The sequence below is a fragment of the Streptomyces sp. NBC_01750 genome (genome assembly GCF_035918095.1).
GTDB lineage: Bacteria > Actinomycetota > Actinomycetes > Streptomycetales > Streptomycetaceae > Streptomyces.
Genome location: NZ_CP109137.1, coordinates 5,577,050 through 5,593,227, shown reverse-complemented (window position 1 = coordinate 5,593,227; position 16,178 = coordinate 5,577,050). Strand labels below are relative to the sequence as shown.

The 16,178-nt window shown below is 71.2% G+C and carries 15 protein-coding genes; 10 read left to right on the top strand and 5 right to left on the bottom strand.

What is annotated here, in order from left to right:
- Nucleotides 1-189 precede the first annotated feature (189 nt).
- Entirely contained in the window at nucleotides 190-828 is a 639-nt protein-coding gene (locus OG966_RS25500; protein ID WP_406731147.1) for a TetR/AcrR family transcriptional regulator, read from the top strand.
- 157 nt (nucleotides 829-985) lie between these two features.
- Here the strand turns inward: OG966_RS25500 and OG966_RS25495 are convergent, their stop codons facing one another.
- Nucleotides 986-1,945: a DeoR/GlpR family DNA-binding transcription regulator gene (locus OG966_RS25495; RefSeq protein WP_326652170.1), complete on the bottom strand. Its 960-nt coding sequence runs from the start codon at nucleotides 1,943-1,945 to the stop codon at nucleotides 986-988.
- Nucleotides 1,946-2,100: 155 nt separating this feature from the next.
- Complete coding sequence (locus OG966_RS25490) at nucleotides 2,101-3,540, bottom strand: NAD(P)H-quinone dehydrogenase (RefSeq protein ID WP_326652169.1); 1,440 nt, start codon at nucleotides 3,538-3,540, stop codon at nucleotides 2,101-2,103.
- A gap of 203 nt (nucleotides 3,541-3,743) precedes the next feature.
- On the opposite strand from OG966_RS25490, the gene OG966_RS25485 reads away from it, so the two are divergent.
- The 4 genes from OG966_RS25485 (at nucleotide 3,744) to OG966_RS25470 (ending at nucleotide 8,825) form a co-directional block, all read left to right on the top strand.
- Entirely contained in the window at nucleotides 3,744-4,181 is a 438-nt protein-coding gene (locus tag OG966_RS25485) for a gamma-glutamylcyclotransferase (RefSeq protein WP_326652168.1), read from the top strand.
- A gap of 167 nt (nucleotides 4,182-4,348) precedes the next feature.
- Nucleotides 4,349-5,179 carry a purine-nucleoside phosphorylase gene (locus OG966_RS25480; protein ID WP_389174559.1) on the top strand — a complete coding sequence of 277 codons (831 nt, stop codon included), beginning with the start codon at nucleotides 4,349-4,351 and terminating at the stop codon, nucleotides 5,177-5,179.
- Between the two features lie 556 nt (nucleotides 5,180-5,735).
- Complete coding sequence (locus tag OG966_RS25475; RefSeq protein ID WP_326652167.1) at nucleotides 5,736-7,424, top strand: phospho-sugar mutase; 1,689 nt, start codon at nucleotides 5,736-5,738, stop codon at nucleotides 7,422-7,424.
- A 204-nt stretch (nucleotides 7,425-7,628) separates the two neighbouring features.
- A complete protein-coding gene (locus OG966_RS25470; protein ID WP_326652166.1) occupies nucleotides 7,629-8,825 on the top strand; it encodes a hypothetical protein in 1,197 nt (398 codons plus the stop codon).
- A gap of 130 nt (nucleotides 8,826-8,955) precedes the next feature.
- Here OG966_RS25470 and OG966_RS25465 read toward each other — a convergent pair whose 3' ends face one another.
- The gene (locus OG966_RS25465; protein ID WP_326652165.1) at nucleotides 8,956-9,591 is read right to left on the bottom strand and encodes a PH domain-containing protein; all 636 of its coding nucleotides are present in this window, start codon (nucleotides 9,589-9,591) and stop codon (nucleotides 8,956-8,958) included.
- 133 nt (nucleotides 9,592-9,724) lie between these two features.
- On the opposite strand from OG966_RS25465, the gene deoC reads away from it, so the two are divergent.
- The 3 genes from deoC to OG966_RS25450 are packed head-to-tail and all read left to right on the top strand — an operon-like array spanning nucleotide 9,725 to nucleotide 13,027.
- Nucleotides 9,725-10,672 (top strand): deoxyribose-phosphate aldolase, encoded by a 948-nt coding sequence (gene deoC / locus OG966_RS25460; protein ID WP_326655363.1) that lies wholly within the window; start codon nucleotides 9,725-9,727, stop codon nucleotides 10,670-10,672.
- 5 nt (nucleotides 10,673-10,677) lie between these two features.
- Nucleotides 10,678-12,123 carry an aldehyde dehydrogenase family protein gene (locus tag OG966_RS25455; RefSeq protein ID WP_326652164.1) on the top strand — a complete coding sequence of 482 codons (1,446 nt, stop codon included), beginning with the start codon at nucleotides 10,678-10,680 and terminating at the stop codon, nucleotides 12,121-12,123.
- Nucleotides 12,116-13,027, top strand: coding sequence for an aldehyde dehydrogenase family protein (locus OG966_RS25450; protein ID WP_326652163.1), 912 nt, complete (start codon nucleotides 12,116-12,118; stop codon nucleotides 13,025-13,027). The genes OG966_RS25455 and OG966_RS25450 overlap by 8 nt, the downstream gene beginning before the upstream one ends.
- A 108-nt stretch (nucleotides 13,028-13,135) precedes the next feature.
- Here the strand turns inward: OG966_RS25450 and OG966_RS25445 are convergent, their stop codons facing one another.
- Entirely contained in the window at nucleotides 13,136-13,525 is a 390-nt protein-coding gene (locus OG966_RS25445) for a hypothetical protein (RefSeq protein ID WP_326652162.1), read from the bottom strand.
- A 119-nt stretch (nucleotides 13,526-13,644) separates the two neighbouring features.
- Between OG966_RS25445 and OG966_RS25440 the strand changes: the two genes are divergently transcribed.
- Complete coding sequence (locus OG966_RS25440) at nucleotides 13,645-14,283, top strand: uridine kinase family protein (protein WP_326652161.1); 639 nt, start codon at nucleotides 13,645-13,647, stop codon at nucleotides 14,281-14,283.
- Between the two features lie 219 nt (nucleotides 14,284-14,502).
- On the opposite strand, the gene OG966_RS25435 is transcribed toward OG966_RS25440, so the two are convergent.
- Complete coding sequence (locus tag OG966_RS25435; RefSeq protein ID WP_326652160.1) at nucleotides 14,503-15,237, bottom strand: SigE family RNA polymerase sigma factor; 735 nt, start codon at nucleotides 15,235-15,237, stop codon at nucleotides 14,503-14,505.
- A gap of 251 nt (nucleotides 15,238-15,488) precedes the next feature.
- Here OG966_RS25435 and afsQ1 point away from each other — a divergent pair, with 251 nt between their 5' ends.
- The gene (gene afsQ1, locus OG966_RS25430) at nucleotides 15,489-16,166 is read left to right on the top strand and encodes a two-component system response regulator AfsQ1 (RefSeq protein ID WP_326655362.1); all 678 of its coding nucleotides are present in this window, start codon (nucleotides 15,489-15,491) and stop codon (nucleotides 16,164-16,166) included.
- The last annotated feature ends 12 nt before the right edge of the window (nucleotides 16,167-16,178 follow it).

The following is a 16,178-nucleotide window of genomic DNA, read 5'->3' as shown; positions in this document are numbered from 1 at the left end:
TGGGGCCTGCCCGGCTTTCAGCGGGCAGGCCCCACACGTGTGTTCAGGCGCAGTCGGCGGACTGCTGGTGCTGGTCCCGGCTTTGGACACGGCGGAAGTGCTTCCAGGGGACGGCAATATTCGGAGGGCTCCTCCGAATACGCAAATGGCATCCTGGACACCGGGGGCGGACTCAGGGAGGACGGCGCGATGGCGACACGTACGGCGGGCACGGCCGGTGCGACTGGTACGGCCGGTGCGGCGGCGGGCTCGCCGCGCCCCATGCGAGCCGACGCGCGCCGCAATTACGAACGGCTGCTGGCCGAAGCCCGTACCGCCTTCGCGGAGTACGGCACCGATGCCTCGCTCGAGGAGATCGCACGCCGCTCGGGCGTGGGCATCGGCACGCTCTACCGGCACTTCCCCAACCGCAACGCCATGATGAACGCGGTCTTCCAGGAGGCGCTGGCGTCGCTGCTGCAGCGCTCACGCGAACTGGCTTCGGCCGAACAGCCCTGTGGAGCTCTGGTGGAGTGGCTGCGCGCCATCATCACTCATGCGGGTGAGTACCGCGGTCTGGCGCGGGCGCTGATGTCGGCCTCGCACGACGAGAGTTCGGCGCTGTCCGGGTGCAGCGTGCCGATGCGCGACGCGGGCGAACGGCTGCTGGTGCGGGCACAGCAGAGCGGTGCGGTGCGGGCGGATGTGTCGATCGGCGACCTGATGCAACTGACGAACGCGATCGCCCTGGCGGCGGAACAGGATCCGGACGACCCGGAGTTGGCGGACCGCCTGCTGACGCTGACACTGCGGGGCCTGAAGTCCGGGACCGAGACCCACGCGGGCTGAGGCCGCGGGGCGAGGCGAGGCGGGGCCGCTCCCCTGCCCGTCCCTTCCCACAACCGGGGCAAGCCCCGGACCCCGGACCCCGGACCGCGCCCGCGCCCCGCAGGGGCGGGTGATCGAGCGGCGGCCGGGTGGGACGAGAAACGTCCGCAGCGCGAAGTCAGCGGCGGCGGAGGTCCGCCACCCGCGCCGCCCGTTCGCCCGGCGCCGGGTCCGCCAGCGACCCTCCCGCCGCGCTGCGCAACTGCGGCCCGCCACGCGTACGCCGCTGGCCCGGAAGCGGGACCTCCCGGCGAGGCTGCCGCCCCGTCGGGAGGCCGTCACCGCCGGCGCCGGACACGGCGCCGGCCACCACGATCTGGACCCCCTGGTCCGCCAGCGCCTGCAGCTCGGTGGCCGCACGGTCGTCATGCGCAGGCGGCTCGTCGGTGACCAGCCGCGTGATCACATCCGTCGGCACCGTCTGGAACATCGTGTCGGTGCCGAGTTTGGTGTGGTCCGCGAGGACCACCACCTCTGCCGCGGCCTGCACCAACGCCCGGTCGACGCTCGCCGACAGCATGTTGGACGTGGAGAGCCCGCGCTCGGCGGTGAGACCGCTGCCGGAGAGGAAGGCCCGGGAGACCCGCAGCCCCTGCAGGGACTGCTCCGCTCCGCTGCCCACCAGGGCATAGTTGGAGCCGCGCAGCGTCCCGCCGGTCATGACGACTTCGACCCGGTTGGCATGGGCCAGCGCCTGAGCGACCAGCAGGGAATTCGTGACGACGGTCAGTCCGGGGACACGCGCGAGCCGTCGGGCCAGCTCCTGCGTTGTCGTCCCGGCGCCGACCACAACCGCCTCGCCCTCTTCGACGAGGCCCGCGGCAAGATCGGCGATGGCCGTCTTCTCCGCGGTCGCGGACAGGGATTTCTGCGGAAAGCCGGACTCCCGCGTGAAGCCGCCCGGCAGTACCGCACCGCCGTGCCGGCGGTCGAGGAGTCCTTCTGCCTCCAGTGCCCGCACGTCCCGCCGTACGGTCACTTCGGAGGTCTGGACAACACGGGCGAGCTCACGGAGCGACACGGCCCCGTTGGCGCGCACCATTTCGAGGATCAATTGGCGACGTTCTGCAGCGAACACGAAACTGACAGTAACCTGACCGGCCGATAGTTTTCAGCACTATGCGCCGAATAACAGAAGTTGTGCACACACCTGGCCGCCAAGTGGTATTGGCGGCCCCGAAGTTGATCGGCCGGTGCGTGGAGTGCCCGGGGTTCTTCGGATTTACGCCTGCATCACGCCTCGCCGGTCGCCTTGCGGGTGTGCAGCTGCCGTGCCACCTCGGCGATCGACCCCGACAGAGAGGGGTACACAGTGAAAGCGTTTGCGATCTGTTCCACCGTCAGATTGTTGTCGACCGCGATCGAGATGGGATGGATCAGCTCGCTCGCGCGCGGCGAGACGACCACACCGCCGACCACGATTCCCGTACCCGGACGGCAGAAGATCTTGACGAAGCCGTCCCGGATGCCCTGCATCTTCGCGCGCGGGTTGCGCAGCAACGGCAGCTTGACGACCCGTGCGTCGATCTTGCCGGCGTCCACGTCCGCCTGGCTGTAACCGACCGTCGCGATCTCCGGGTCGGTGAAGACGTTCGACGAGACGGTCTTCAGGTTCAGCGGCTGCACCGCGTCGCCCAGGAAGTGGTACATCGCGATCCGGCCCTGCATGGCCGCGACCGAGGCGAGCGCGAAGACGCCGGTGACGTCACCGGCCGCGTACACGCCGGGAGCGCCGGTACGGGAGACCTTGTCGGTCCAGATGTGGCCCGAGTCCTTGAGCCGTACGCCGGCCTCCTCCAGGCCCATGCCGGCGGAGTTCGGGATCGCGCCGACCGCCATCAGACAGTGCGTACCCGAGATGACACGGCCGTCGGAGAGGGTGACCTCGACGCGGTCGCCGACGCGCTTGGCGGCCTCGGCGCGGGAGCGGGCCATGACGTTCATGCCGCGACGGCGGAAGACGTCCTCGAGGACGGCGGCGGCGTCCGGGTCCTCGCCCGGGAGCACGCGGTCGCGGGAGGAGACGAGGGTGACCCGGGATCCGAGCGCCTGGTACGCGCCGGCGAACTCGGCGCCGGTGACACCGGAGCCGACCACGATGAGCTCCTCGGGGAGCTCGTCCAGGTCGTACACCTGCGTCCAGTTGAGAATGCGCTCTCCGTCGGGGAGGGCGTCCGGGATCTCGCGCGGGTGGCCGCCGGTCGCGATCAGTACGGCGTCGGCAGTCAGCGTCTCCTCGCTGCCGTCAGCGGCGCGCACGATCACCTTGCGGGAGCCGTCCATGGCCTGGCGCCCGGAGAGCCGGCCGCGGCCGCGCAGCACGCGCGCGCCGGCCCGGGTGACGGAGGCCGTGATGTCGTGGGACTGGGCGAGGGCGAGCCGCTTCACCCGTCGGTTGACCTTGCCGAGGTCGACGCCGACGACCCGGGCGGCCTGCTCGATGTGCGGCGTGTCGTCGGCCACGATGATGCCCAGCTCCTCGTAGGAGGAGTCGAAGGTCGTCATCACCTCGGCCGTCGCGATCAGAGTCTTCGAGGGTACGCAGTCGGTGAGCACCGACGCTCCGCCCAGGCCGTCGCAGTCGACGACGGTCACCTCCGCGCCGAGCTGGGCGCCCACCAGGGCCGCCTCATAACCGCCGGGTCCGCCACCGATGATCACGATCCGGGTCACAAAAAAGTCCGCCTCGCATTGTCAATCCCGGCCCGCCTGCCCGCCCGACCGGGGGTCCGGGGGGTGCCCCGGGGGAATGCAGTACGTACCCCATTGTCCCGCACGGTTCAAGTAGCTCTTCCCCCGGGGCTCCGTACCGCCGCAACCGTGTGCGGTTCCGCCGGGTGGGCAGCCTCTCCGCCCCCTCCCGTACCCTCGATCCCATGTCGCTCTACGCCGCGTACGCCGGCAACCTCGACGCGCGGCTGATGTCCCGCCGCGCACCGCACTCCCCCTTGCGCGGGACCGGCTGGCTCAACGGCTGGCGGCTGACCTTCGGCGGCGAGCAGATGGGCTGGGAGGGCGCGCTGGCCACGATCGTGGAGGCGCCGCGCTCGCAGGTCTTTGTCGCGCTGTACGACATCGCGCCGATGGACGAGGACTCCATGGACCGCTGGGAGGGTGTCGGGCTCGACATCTACCGGCGGATGCGGATCCGCGTCGACACGCTGGACGGCGAGGAGCCGGCCTGGGTGTACGTGCTGAACGGGTACGAGGGCGGGCTGCCGTCGGCCAGGTATCTGGGGGAGCTGGCGGACGCGGCGGATTCGGCGGGGGCACCGCACGACTATGTGATGGAGCTGCGCAAGCGCCCTTGCTGACGCGGCGTGCGCCTTTCCGGTTGCCGGGTCGAGGTCGCCGGTTGCCGGGTCGCGAGTCGCGTTCAGTGGTTCGCACGTTCATTTGTCGGAAACGACAAGACAACGATCCGAAGACCGTGGGCTGCATCATCTACGCGCGTAGGGAATGACCGGCTACCCTCGTCGGCGTGAACGCATCTGTGAATCCGGACCTCAACGGCGCTCTTGCCGACCCCCATGCCGCAGCCGACGCAGCAGCCGCGAGACTGCGCGAGCTGACCGGCGCCGAGACGCACGACGTAGCCCTGGTGATGGGCTCCGGCTGGGCGCCCGCCGCCGATGCGCTCGGCGCGCCCGAGGCCGAATTCCCGGTCACCGAACTGCCCGGCTTCCCGCCGCCTGCGGTCGAGGGCCACGGCGGCAAGATCCGTTCGTACCGGATCGGCGAGAAGCGGGCGCTGGTCTTCCTCGGCCGGACCCACTACTACGAGGGCCGCGGGGTCGCGGCGGTGGCGCACGGGGTGCGTACCGCGGTGGCAGCGGGCTGCAAGACGGTCGTCCTGACGAACGGCTGCGGCGGCCTGCGCGAGGGCATGCGCCCCGGCCAGCCGGTGCTGATCAGCGACCACATCAACCTGACGGCGGCGTCGCCGATCATCGGCGCGAACTTCGTGGACCTGACGGACCTGTACTCGCCGCGGCTGCGGGCGCTGTGCAAGGAGGTCGACGCCTCCCTGGAGGAGGGTGTCTACGTCCAGTTCCCCGGCCCGCACTACGAGACGCCGGCGGAGATCAACATGGTCCGCGTGCTCGGCGGCGACCTGGTGGGCATGTCGACGGTCCTCGAGGCGATCGCCGCGCGCGAGGCCGGCGCGGAGGTGCTCGGCATCTCGCTGGTCACGAACCTGGCTGCGGGCCTGACCGGCGAGCCGCTGAACCACGAGGAAGTACTGCAGGCGGGCCGCGACTCGGCGGCGCGGATGGGCGAGCTGCTGACGCGGGTGCTGGACCGCATCTGAGCGGCGAGAACCCGTCCCGCCGACCCACCGCCGATGTGCGGGGGTGTGGGGGCACGGTCCCCCCACCCCCGGCACACGCGGCGGCTTCGCGCCGTGTGCCGGGTGCGAGCGGCATCGCGCGGCAGGGCGCGGGGTTGGCCGGGCGGCGGAATCGCACTGCGGGGGCCACGGGAACCGCGTGGCGGCCCGGGCGCAGGAGCTCGTACCTCCGGACGGATCGACGGTGCGTACCCCGCGCCCGGCGAGGCGGCGGCTTCGCGCCGCGGGGGCAACGGAACCAGGGGCCCACGCACAGCAAGCCGGACACCACCCCCGGCACCGGCAGCGCGTTGACTTCGCGCCGCGGCGGAGGGTTCTCCGGGTCCGCTTCCCCCGGAACCGGACCGGCCGGCCCGAGCGCGCCGGAGGCCCCCGCACAGGGGAGCCGTGCCGCTTCGGTGCCGTGGATCGCGGGTACAGGACAGCCCCACGGCGCCGCGGGCGCCACAGGGGATCGGGGGCGGCCCTCCGAAATAATGGGCGGGGCGACGGATTACACACGAGAGGCGGACCAACCGTGCAGCAGGACCTCATCGCGCGGGCGAGCGCGTGGCTGGCGGAGGACCCGGACAGTGAGACCCGGGACGAACTCGGGAAGCTCATCGAGACCAAGGACCTCGACGAGCTCGCCGCGCGGTTCAGCGGGATGCTGCAGTTCGGGACGGCCGGACTGCGCGGGGAGCTCGGGGCCGGGCCCATGCGGATGAACCGGGCCGTCGTCATCAGGGCCGCCGCCGGACTCGCCGCGTACCTCAAGGCGAGGGGACAGGGCGACGGGCTCGTCGTCATCGGATACGACGCCCGCTACAAGTCCGCCGACTTCGCGCGCGACACCGCCGCCGTCATGGTCGGCGCCGGGCTCCGCGCCGCCGTGCTGCCGCGCCCGCTGCCGACGCCCGTACTCGCCTTCGCCATAAGGCAGTTGGGCGCGGCCGCCGGTGTCGAGGTCACGGCCAGCCACAACCCTCCGCGCGACAACGGCTACAAGGTCTACCTCGGCGACGGCTCCCAGATCGTGCCGCCCGCCGACGCGGAGATCGCCGAGGAGATCGCGGCCGTGGCGAGTCTCCATGATGTGCCGCGGGCCGAGAGCGGCTGGGACACCCTCGGCGACGAGGTCCTGGACGCCTATCTGGCGCGTACGGACGCCGTCCTGACCACCGGCTCCCCCCGTACCGCCCGCGTCGTCTACACGGCCATGCACGGCGTCGGCAAGGACGTGCTGATCGCCGCCTTCGACCGCGCCGGCTTCCCCGCGCCCACCCTCGTACAGGAGCAGGCCGAGCCCGACCCGGCCTTCCCGACCGTCGCGTTCCCCAATCCCGAGGAGCCGGGTGCGATGGATCTCGCCTTCGAGACCGCGCGCCGGGCACAGCCAGACATCGTCGTCGCCAACGACCCCGACGCGGACCGGTGCGCCGTCGCCGTCCCCGACGAAGCCGCGCTGGGGGTCCCCCCGGCAGCGACAGGGGGAGGCTGGCGCATGCTCCGCGGCGACGAGGTCGGCGCACTGCTCGCCGCGCACCTCGTCCACAAGGGAGTGTCTCCGCGGGACAGGAACAGCACCTTCGCCGAGTCGATCGTGTCCTCGTCCCTGCTGGGGCGGATCGCCGAGGCCGCGGGTCTGCCGTACGCGGAGACGCTGACCGGCTTCAAGTGGATCGCCCGCGTGGACGGCCTGCGGTACGGCTACGAGGAGGCGCTCGGCTACTGCGTCGACCCCGACGGCGTACGCGACAAGGACGGCATTACCGCCGCGCTGCTCGTCACCGAGCTGGCCTCGGAGCTGAAAGAACAGGGCCGTACGCTCACCGATCTGCTCGACGACCTCGCCGTCGAGCACGGTCTGCACGCCACGGACCAGCTGTCGGTGCGGGTCGAGGACCTGAGCATCATCGCGAACGCGATGCGGGCGCTGCGCGAGCAGCCGCCGGCCGTGCTCGCCGGGCTGCCCGTCGTCACCGCCGAGGACCTCAACCGCGGTACGGACAGGCTGCCGCCCACGGACGGGCTGCGCTACTACCTCGACGGCGAGTTCAAGGCCCGCGTCATCGTCCGCCCGAGCGGCACCGAGCCCAAGCTCAAGTGCTACCTGGAGGTCGTGGTGCCGGTCGCGGACGCGTCCGCGCTCGCCACCGCCCGGGAGCGGGCCGCCGAGGTCCTCGCCGGGATCAAGCGGGATCTCGCGGCGGCCGCGGGTATCTGACCGCCGGCCGGCGTGCGTACGGACCGTCCGCCGGTGGGCGCAGGAACCGCCCGCACGTCGGTACAGGGACCGCCCGCACGACCGCCCGCACGACCGTCCGCACGGGTGAATCTCGTACGGAGTTGAGGCAGTGGCACCCGCTCCCCGGGACCGTCCGGGAAAGGGTGTCCCGGTAGCGCATACCGAGTCCCAGGAGCTGCCGCTGTGCACCCCACCGCGACCGTTCGGCCCACCGTCCCCGCCTCCCGGCGCCCACCGGCCCCGGGAGGCGGTGCCGCGACCGGCGTACGGGACCGGCTGCGGCGCGCACTGCGGCGGGCCGCGCCCGCGCTGCTCGGCTATCTCGCGGTGCGGCTGTGCGGTCTTCTCGTCCTCGCCAGGTGGACGCATCTGGGCCACCACGGTGTCTGGCCGACGCTCGCCACGTCCTGGGACTCCGGCTGGTACCTGGGCATCGCCGACCACGGGTACGCCGACACCCTCGGCACCCGGTTCAACACCAACAACCTGGCCTTCTTCCCGCTCTATCCGGTCCTGATCAAGGCCGCCGCCGGTGTGACACCCGGCTCGCGCGCCACGGTCGCACTCGTCCTCGCGGTCATGTTCTCGTTCGTCGCCGCGTGGGGGGTCTTCGCGGTGGGCGACCGGTTGTACGGGCGGCGGACGGGCACGATGCTCGCCGTCCTGTGGGGCGTGCTGCCCGTCGCGATCGTCCAGTGGATGGGCTACACCGAGTCATTGTTCACGGCGCTGGCGGCGTGGGCGCTGTACGCGGTGCTCACCGGGCGCTGGCTGTGGGCGGCTTCGCTGGCCGTGCTCGCCGGGCTGACCAGGCCGACGGGCATCGCGGTCGCGGCGGCCGTGTCCGTGGCCGCGCTGCTGGCGTCCTGCCGCGGGAACCGGCGGGCGCTCGTGGGGGCGCTGATCGCGCCGCTGGGGTGGCTGGCGTACGTCGCGTGGGTGGGGCTGCGGGTGGGACGGCCCGACGGTTACTTCGCCGTGCAGAGGCTGTGGCGCAACGAGTGGGACGGCGGGGCGACGACGCTGCTGCGGCTGCGGCAGTACCTGCTGTACATGACGCGTCCTCAGCTCTTCCTGGTGATGGTGTCGTTGATACTGATCGTGTCGGTCGGGCTGTATCTGCTCTGCCTCGCCGACCGGCAGCCGCTGGTGCTGCTCGTCTTCACCGGCGTGCTGCTGCTGGTCGTCCTGGGCAGCGGCGGCGTCTACTTTCCGCGCACCCGCTTTCTCCTGCCCGGCTTCCCGCTGCTGCTGCCGATCGCGCTGGCACTGGCCAGGGCGCGGCGGACGGCGGTGGTTGCGGTGGTGCTGGGCACGTCGATGCTGTCGTCGGCGTGGCTGGGGTCGTACATGCTGCTGGTGTGGAAGGGACCGCCGTGACCGTCGCGGTCGGACGTGGACCGGATGCCTCGCGGACGCCGCGCGCGGCGACGAGGCGGCATCCGGCCGGACCCGGCCTTCATCGGCCCCGGCCGACACCTCGGGGAGACTCAGGAGCTGAGGAGGGGCCTCAGCCGATGGCCAGCAGCACCGTGAGCAGCACGGCCCCGGCCACGGCCGGCGCGACCACCTCGTACGCCCAGCGGACCTGCGGCTCGCCCTGCGCACCCGGCCGCGACGCGTTGCGCTCGGCCACTGCGCGCAGATCCGCGACCGTCCGGTCGGCGGGAGCCAGCCGTGCCTGGGAGTCGTTGACGTCGGCCGACACGGACGTCCGGCTGTGCGGGTCGTCGTGCGCGTTCTGCACCTGCCTGCGCGAGACCCGCTTGCGCTGGCGCAGCGACACGGGGATGGCCCAGAGCTGGTACTTCGTGCCCTCCTGCGTGAGGACCTCGCTGGAGTACCCGGCGCGCACATCGGCGACGGCCGCCCACGGCAGGGTGATCGTCCGGAACGGATTCCTGATCCGCACCCGGTCCTCGTTGACGAAGACCGCGGGCCGCAGCGTGAACGCGACGATGAGCGGTACGACCAGCACCGCCCCGGCGAGCGCGAGCCACGGCGTCCGTCCCTCGCCGCGGACGAGCGCGTCCCCGGCGATCCAGACGATGAGTGCGAGCAACAACACACCGCCCGCGATCCCGGCGGGCGACCGGAAGACCCGGTCGGCGTAGGTGGGCTCGGAGGGCTGCTGCGGGCTACTCATGCCTCCGATTCTGCCGTACGCTGCAGCCTCTCCTCCCGCGCGGGTCACGCCCGCCGCGAGGTCACCGTCCGGCGGCGCTGACCTGCCCCCCTGTACAGGTCGCTACGCGCGTAGATATGCTCATCTGGTGACCATGCCCACCACCCCACCCGCATTCGCTGACGTGACCGCGTCCGACAGCACACTGCGCCGCTTCCTCCACGGCCTGCCCGGCGTCGACGCCGTAGGCCTGGAGGCCCGCGCCGCAGGGCTCGGCACGCGTTCGATCAAGACGACGGCCAAGGCGTACGCCATTGATCTGGCCATCTCGATGATCGACCTGACGACGCTCGAGGGTGCGGACACCCCGGGCAAGGTCCGGTCGCTCGCCGCCAAGGCCGTCCATCCCGATCCCACCGACCGCACGACCCCGACGACCGCCGCGGTCTGCGTCTATCCCGATATGGCAGCCATCGCCAAGGAGGCCCTGCGGGGCTCCGGCGTCAAGGTCGCCTCCGTCGCCACCGCCTTCCCGGCCGGCCGCGCCGCGCTCGACGTCAAGCTCGCGGACACCCGTGACGCCGTCGCCGCCGGAGCCGACGAGATCGACATGGTGATCGACCGGGGAGCCTTCCTCTCCGGCCGTTACCTGAAGGTCTACGAGGAGATCCTCGCCGTGAAGGAGGCCTCGGGCGCCGCCCGGCTGAAGGTCATCTTCGAGACCGGCGAGCTCTCCACGTACGACAACATCCGCCGCGCCTCCTGGCTCGGCATGATCGCCGGCGCGGACTTCATCAAGACCTCGACCGGCAAGGTGGCGGTGAACGCCACTCCCGCGAACACCCTGCTGATGCTGGAGGCCGTGCGCGACTTCCGGGAGCAGACTGGAGTGCAGGTGGGCGTGAAGCCTGCGGGCGGCATCCGCACCAGCAAGGACGCGATCAAGTTCCTCGTGCTGGTCAACGAGACCGCCGGTGCGGACTGGCTGGACAACCACTGGTTCCGCTTCGGCGCGTCGAGCCTGCTCAACGATCTGCTCATGCAGCGTCAGAAGCTGGCGACCGGCCGCTACTCCGGCCCCGACTACGTGACGGTGGACTGAGCCCCATGGACATGGACAAGCAGCTGTTTGAGTACGCACCCGCACCCGAGTCGCGGGCAATCGTCGACATCGCACCGTCGTACGGCCTCTTCATCGACGGCGAATTCACCGACGCCGCGGACGGCAAGGTCTTCAAGACCGTCTCGCCGAGCACCGAGGAGGTGCTCGCCGAGGTGGCCCGGGCCGGCGCCGAGGACGTGGACCGCGCCGTGAAGGCGGCGCGCAAGGCCTTCGAGAAGTGGTCGGCGCTGCCCGGCGCGGAGCGGTCCAAGTACCTGTTCCGTATCGCGCGGATCGTCCAGGAGCGCTCGCGCGAGCTGGCCGTCCTGGAGACGCTCGACAACGGCAAGCCGATCAGGGAGACCCGCGACGCGGACCTGCCGCTGGTCGCCGCGCACTTCTTCTACTACGCGGGCTGGGCCGACAAGCTCGACCACGCCGGCTACGGCGCGAACCCGCGGCCGCTCGGCGTCGCGGGCCAGGTCATCCCCTGGAACTTCCCGCTCCTGATGCTCGCGTGGAAGATCGCCCCGGCGCTCGCGGCGGGCAACACGGTCGTCCTGAAACCCGCCGAGACGACCCCTCTCTCCGCCCTCTTCTTCGCGGACATCTGCCGTCAGGCGGGCCTGCCGAAGGGTGTCGTCAACATCCTTCCGGGTTACGGAGAGACGGGAGCCGCGCTCGTCGCGCACCCCGACGTCAACAAGGTCGCCTTCACAGGCTCGACCGCCGTCGGCAAGGCGATCGCCCGCCAGATCGCCGGCACCGACAAGAAGGTCACCCTGGAGCTGGGCGGCAAGGGCGCGAACATCGTCTTCGACGACGCCCCGATGGACCAGGCCGTCGAGGGCATCGTCGGCGGCATCTTCTTCAATCAGGGCCAGGTCTGCTGCGCGGGCTCGCGCCTGCTCGTCCAGGAGTCGATCCAGGACGAGCTGCTCGACTCCCTCAAGCGCCGGCTGTCCACGCTGCGCCTGGGCGACCCGCTGGACAAGAACACCGACATCGGCGCGATCAACTCCGCGGAGCAGCTGGCCCGGATCACGGCGCTGACCGAGAAGGGCGAGGCGGAGGGCGCCGAGCGCTGGTCCGCGCCCTGCGAGCTGCCGAGCTCCGGCTACTGGTTCGCGCCGACGCTCTTCACCGGCGTCACGCAGGCGCACACGATCGCGCGCGACGAGATCTTCGGCCCGGTGCTGTCCGTACTGTCGTTCCGTACGCCGGACGAGGCGGTCGCCAAGGCCAACAACAGCCAGTACGGCCTGTCCGCCGGTGTGTGGACGGAGAAGGGCTCCCGGATCCTGGCGGTGGCGAGCAAGCTCCGCGCGGGTGTCGTGTGGGCCAACACCTTCAACAAGTTCGACCCGACCTCGCCGTTCGGCGGCTACAAGGAGTCGGGCTTCGGCCGCGAGGGCGGTCGCCACGGCCTGGAGGCGTACCTCGATGTCTGACGTGACCAACAGCGGCTCCGCCGTGCGGCGTTTGAACGTCTTCAAGACCTACAAGCTGTACGTCGGGGGCAAGTTCCCCCGGAGCGAGAGCGGCCGGGTGTACGAGGTGACCGACTCCAAGGGCAAGTGGCTGGCGAACGCGCCTCTCTCCTCCCGCAAGGACGCGCGTGACGCGGTCGTCGCGGCGCGCAAGGCGTTCGGTGGCTGGTCGGGCGCGACCGCATACAACCGCGGCCAGATTCTCTACCGCATCGCGGAGATGCTGGAGGGCCGGCGCGAGCAGTTCACCGCCGAGGTCGCGGCCGCCGAGGGCCTGTCCAAGTCCAAGGCCGCGGCCGTCGTCGACGCGGCGATCGACCGCTGGGTCTGGTACGCGGGCTGGACGGACAAGATCGGCCAGATCGTGGGCGGGGCGAACCCGGTCGCCGGCCCGTTCTTCAACCTCTCGACGCCGGAGCCGACAGGCGTCGTGACCATCGTCGCGCCGCAGGAGTCGTCCTTCCTGGGCCTGGTCTCGGTTCTCGCCCCGGTGATCGCGACGGGCAACACCGCGATCGTGGTGGCGAGCGAGAAGGCACCGCTTCCCGCGCTCTCGTTCGGCGAGGTGCTGGCCACTTCGGACCTCCCGGGCGGCGTGGTCAACGTGCTGTCCGGCCGGACCGAGGAGATCGCGACCCCGCTCGCCGCGCACCAGGACGTCAACGCGATCGACCTGACCGGAGCCGGCGAAGTCCTCGCGAAGGAGCTGGAGATCGCGGCGGCGGACAACCTCAAGCGCGTTCTCCGTCCACAGCCTGTGGATTTCTCGGCCGATCCGGGCACGCACCGCCTGACGGCCTTCCTGGAGACGAAGACGGTCTGGCACCCGACGGGCTCGCTGGGCGCGTCCGGTTCGGCGTACTGACCCGACCCCTCCCATGGCCGAGCCCCCTGCCGTCCCGTCCGGCGGCAGGGGGCTCTTTCATGTCCCGGTTTCATGTCCCGGCTGCGTGCGCCGGCTGCCGACCTCGGCTCAGACCGGCAGCGACCCCGCGGCGCCACCGGCCACCGGCAGGTCCTTGAGTGCGGCACCGTCCGCCAGGGGCCCGGTGGCCGCCTCGGTGGAGACCGGCTTGAAGTCGGCGACCTGGGTGCCCACGCCGTTGTCCAGCGGGTCGACGCCCGTCTTGGCAAGCGGGTTGAGCTGAAGGCTCTTGACCTGCCCGGCGCCGGTCACCGAGTTCGCGACCGCGCCGGTCAGCGCCTGACCCTGCCCTTGGTCGAGCGTGCCGAGGCCCACGGGCGCCGCCGGCGCAGCGTGCGCGGCATCGCCCGCGCCGAGGACCGCGGCCACCGCCGCGACGGTCATACCTGCCCGCAGCAGCGCGAGCCGGCGGGACTGGGGAGCTGTGTGACGTGCCATGGGATTCCTGACTGAGTGAGTAATCGGACGAGCACGCAGCGTAGTTGAGGTGTGATGCTCTGTACACCCTCCGCCCCGAGGGGTCCCCTTCACGGGGCAATGCCTCACACTGGTGTCCCGTGAGCTCTTCCCCCATACCGACCCGTGTTGTGCTGCTCGCGGGCCCCTCAGGTTCCGGAAAGTCTTCCCTTGCCGCCCGTACCGGCCTGCCGGTACTGCGCCTGGACGACTTCTACAAGGAGGGTGACGACCCGACGTTGCCGCTCGTCGAGGGCAGTACGGACATCGACTGGGACTCGCCGCTGTCGTGGGACGCGGACGCGGCGGTGGCCGCGATCGTCGAACTGTGCGCCGCGGGACGTACGACGGTCCCCGTGTACGACATCGCGACGAGCTCCCGCATCGACCGGGAGGCGCTCGACATCGACCGCACGCCGCTGTTCGTGGCGGAGGGCATTTTCGCGGCGGACATCGTCGGGCGGTGCCAGGACCTCGGCGTACTGGCGGACGCGCTGTGCCTGCGCGGCCGCCCGTCGACGACGTTCCGCCGTCGGCTGGCGCGGGATCTGCGCGAAGGCCGCAAATCGGTGGGGTTCCTGCTGCGGCGGGGCTGGCGCCTGATGCGCGCGGAACGCGGCATCGTGGCGCGCCAGGCAGAGTTGGGCGCGCACCCCTGCGGGAAGGCGGAGGCACTGGGCCGCCTCGCGGCGGCCGCGGCGGGCCGCAGCCGGACGCCCGCGGCACGGACGTCGGCGTAGCGGACCACGGCGCTGCCGGTCACCCTTCCCCGCATCGGCCCGTACCGCCGGTGCCCGGGTCACCGCAGACAGAGAGAAGCGGGGCCGGACAAGACCCCCCGGCCTGTCCGGTCCCGCTCTGTATCTCCCCCGTGACCCCGGTCGGTCCCCCGTGACCCCCGTGGATCCCCCGATCCCGCCGTCTCCCCCGAAACGGCGGCCCCGTTCCCCCCGTTGCCCTCAGGCCACCAGCTCGCCGAAGGACTCTTCCTCGTCACGGCCGAAGCTGAGGACCTCGTCCTCACGCAGCCGGCGGAGCGACCGCCAGATGCTCGACTTCACCGTGCCGACACTGATGTCCAGGATCTCCGCGATCTCCGGGTCCGTGCGGCCCTCGTAGTAACGGAGGACGAGCATCGTCCGCTGGAGTTCGGGAAGCCTGGCCAGCGCCTGCCAGAGCACCGCGCGCAGCTCCGTACCCCGCATGGCGTCGATGTCACTCGCCGTCTCCGGCAGCTCCTCCGTCGGGTACTCGTTGAGCTTGCGCCGGCGCCAGGCGCTGATGTGCAGGTTGGTCATGGTGCGGCGGAGGTAGCCCCCGACCGCCGCCTTGTCGCTGATCCTGTCCCAGGCCCGGTATGTCGAGAAGAGGGCGCTCTGCAGCAGATCCTCCGCCTCGAACCGGTCACCGGTCAGGTGGTACGCGGTCGCGTACAGGGAGGCACGGCGTTCCTGCACGTAGGCGGTGAACTCCGCCTCGGACAGGCTCGTCCGCTCCCCCGCTACCTCCCGGTACGCCTCCCCGCCGCCCCCCACAGGCGCGTCAACCACCGCCATGTACGACGGCTTGTGCTGACGCCCGGCGCCGCGAACGCACCCCCGCCCGTTCACAGCGCCGGACTTCTCCGTGCTCCGCACGACGTCGTGGAGACGCGTGACAACTGCGCTTGAGGTGGTGCTGTGCAGTGCGTTCATCTCGCGCCCCCCGTCGATTGGAGTCTGCTTCGGTCCGTGTGCCAAGAAGCTTGCCCAGGCAGTTTCATGGCGGTGTCCGCCGACTGTCACAGGCGCGTCACAAGCCCCGCCGGAATGGTCGCGGAGGCGGTCGGAAGGCAGTCGGAAAGCGTTTTGGGAAAGGGCTTGCACGGCTTGCCACAAGGGGAGGAGTCGTGTGAGAGCCGACCAACTGTCGAACTCCGGCTCCCCCATGGGTCAGAATGACCTCCGTGCCCTTCCTGTTGCTGATCGAGGACGACGACGCCATCCGCACGGCCCTCGAACTTTCCCTGTCCCGCCAGGGCCACCGAGTGGCCACCGCGGCGACGGGAGAGGACGGCCTGAAGCTGCTGCGCGAGCAGCGGCCGGACCTGATCGTGCTGGATGTGATGCTGCCCGGGATCGACGGTTTCGAGGTGTGCCGGCGGATCAGGCGCACCGACCAGCTGCCGATCATTCTGCTGACCGCACGCACCGACGACATCGATGTGGTCGTGGGGCTCGAGTCGGGCGCGGACGACTATGTCGTGAAGCCCGTCCAGGGCCGTGTGCTGGACGCCCGTATCCGCGCGGTGCTGCGGCGCGGCGAGCGCGAGTCCACCGACTCGGCGACCTTCGGCTCGCTGGTGATCGACCGCTCCGCGATGACGGTCACCAAGAACGGCGAGGATCTCCAGCTCACGCCGACCGAGCTGCGGCTGCTGCTCGAGCTCAGCCGACGGCCCGGACAGGCCCTGTCGCGGCAGCAGCTGCTCCGGCTGGTGTGGGAGCACGACTACCTCGGTGACTCGCGGCTGGTGGACGCCTGTGTGCAGCGGCTGCGGGCGAAGGTCGAGGACGTGCCGTCCTCGCCGACCCTGATCCGTACGGTGCGTGGCGTGGGCTACCGGCTGGACGTCCCGCAGTGAGCGACACGCGCG

What these genes read in the sequence shown, in the direction of transcription:
- OG966_RS25500 (WP_406731147.1), top strand. Translation starts at nt 190, where the DNA reads ATGGCGACACGTACGGCGGGCACGGCCGGTGCGACTGGTACGGCCGGT.
- OG966_RS25485 (WP_326652168.1), top strand. Translation starts at nt 3,744, where the DNA reads ATGTCGCTCTACGCCGCGTACGCCGGCAACCTCGACGCGCGGCTGATG.
- OG966_RS25465 (WP_326652165.1), bottom strand. Translation starts at nt 9,591, where the DNA reads ATGAGTAGCCCGCAGCAGCCCTCCGAGCCCACCTACGCCGACCGGGTC.
- deoC (WP_326655363.1), top strand. Translation starts at nt 9,725, where the DNA reads ATGCCCACCACCCCACCCGCATTCGCTGACGTGACCGCGTCCGACAGC.
- OG966_RS25455 (WP_326652164.1), top strand. Translation starts at nt 10,678, where the DNA reads ATGGACATGGACAAGCAGCTGTTTGAGTACGCACCCGCACCCGAGTCG.
- OG966_RS25450 (WP_326652163.1), top strand. Translation starts at nt 12,116, where the DNA reads ATGTCTGACGTGACCAACAGCGGCTCCGCCGTGCGGCGTTTGAACGTC.
- OG966_RS25445 (WP_326652162.1), bottom strand. Translation starts at nt 13,525, where the DNA reads ATGGCACGTCACACAGCTCCCCAGTCCCGCCGGCTCGCGCTGCTGCGG.
- OG966_RS25435 (WP_326652160.1), bottom strand. Translation starts at nt 15,237, where the DNA reads ATGAACGCACTGCACAGCACCACCTCAAGCGCAGTTGTCACGCGTCTC.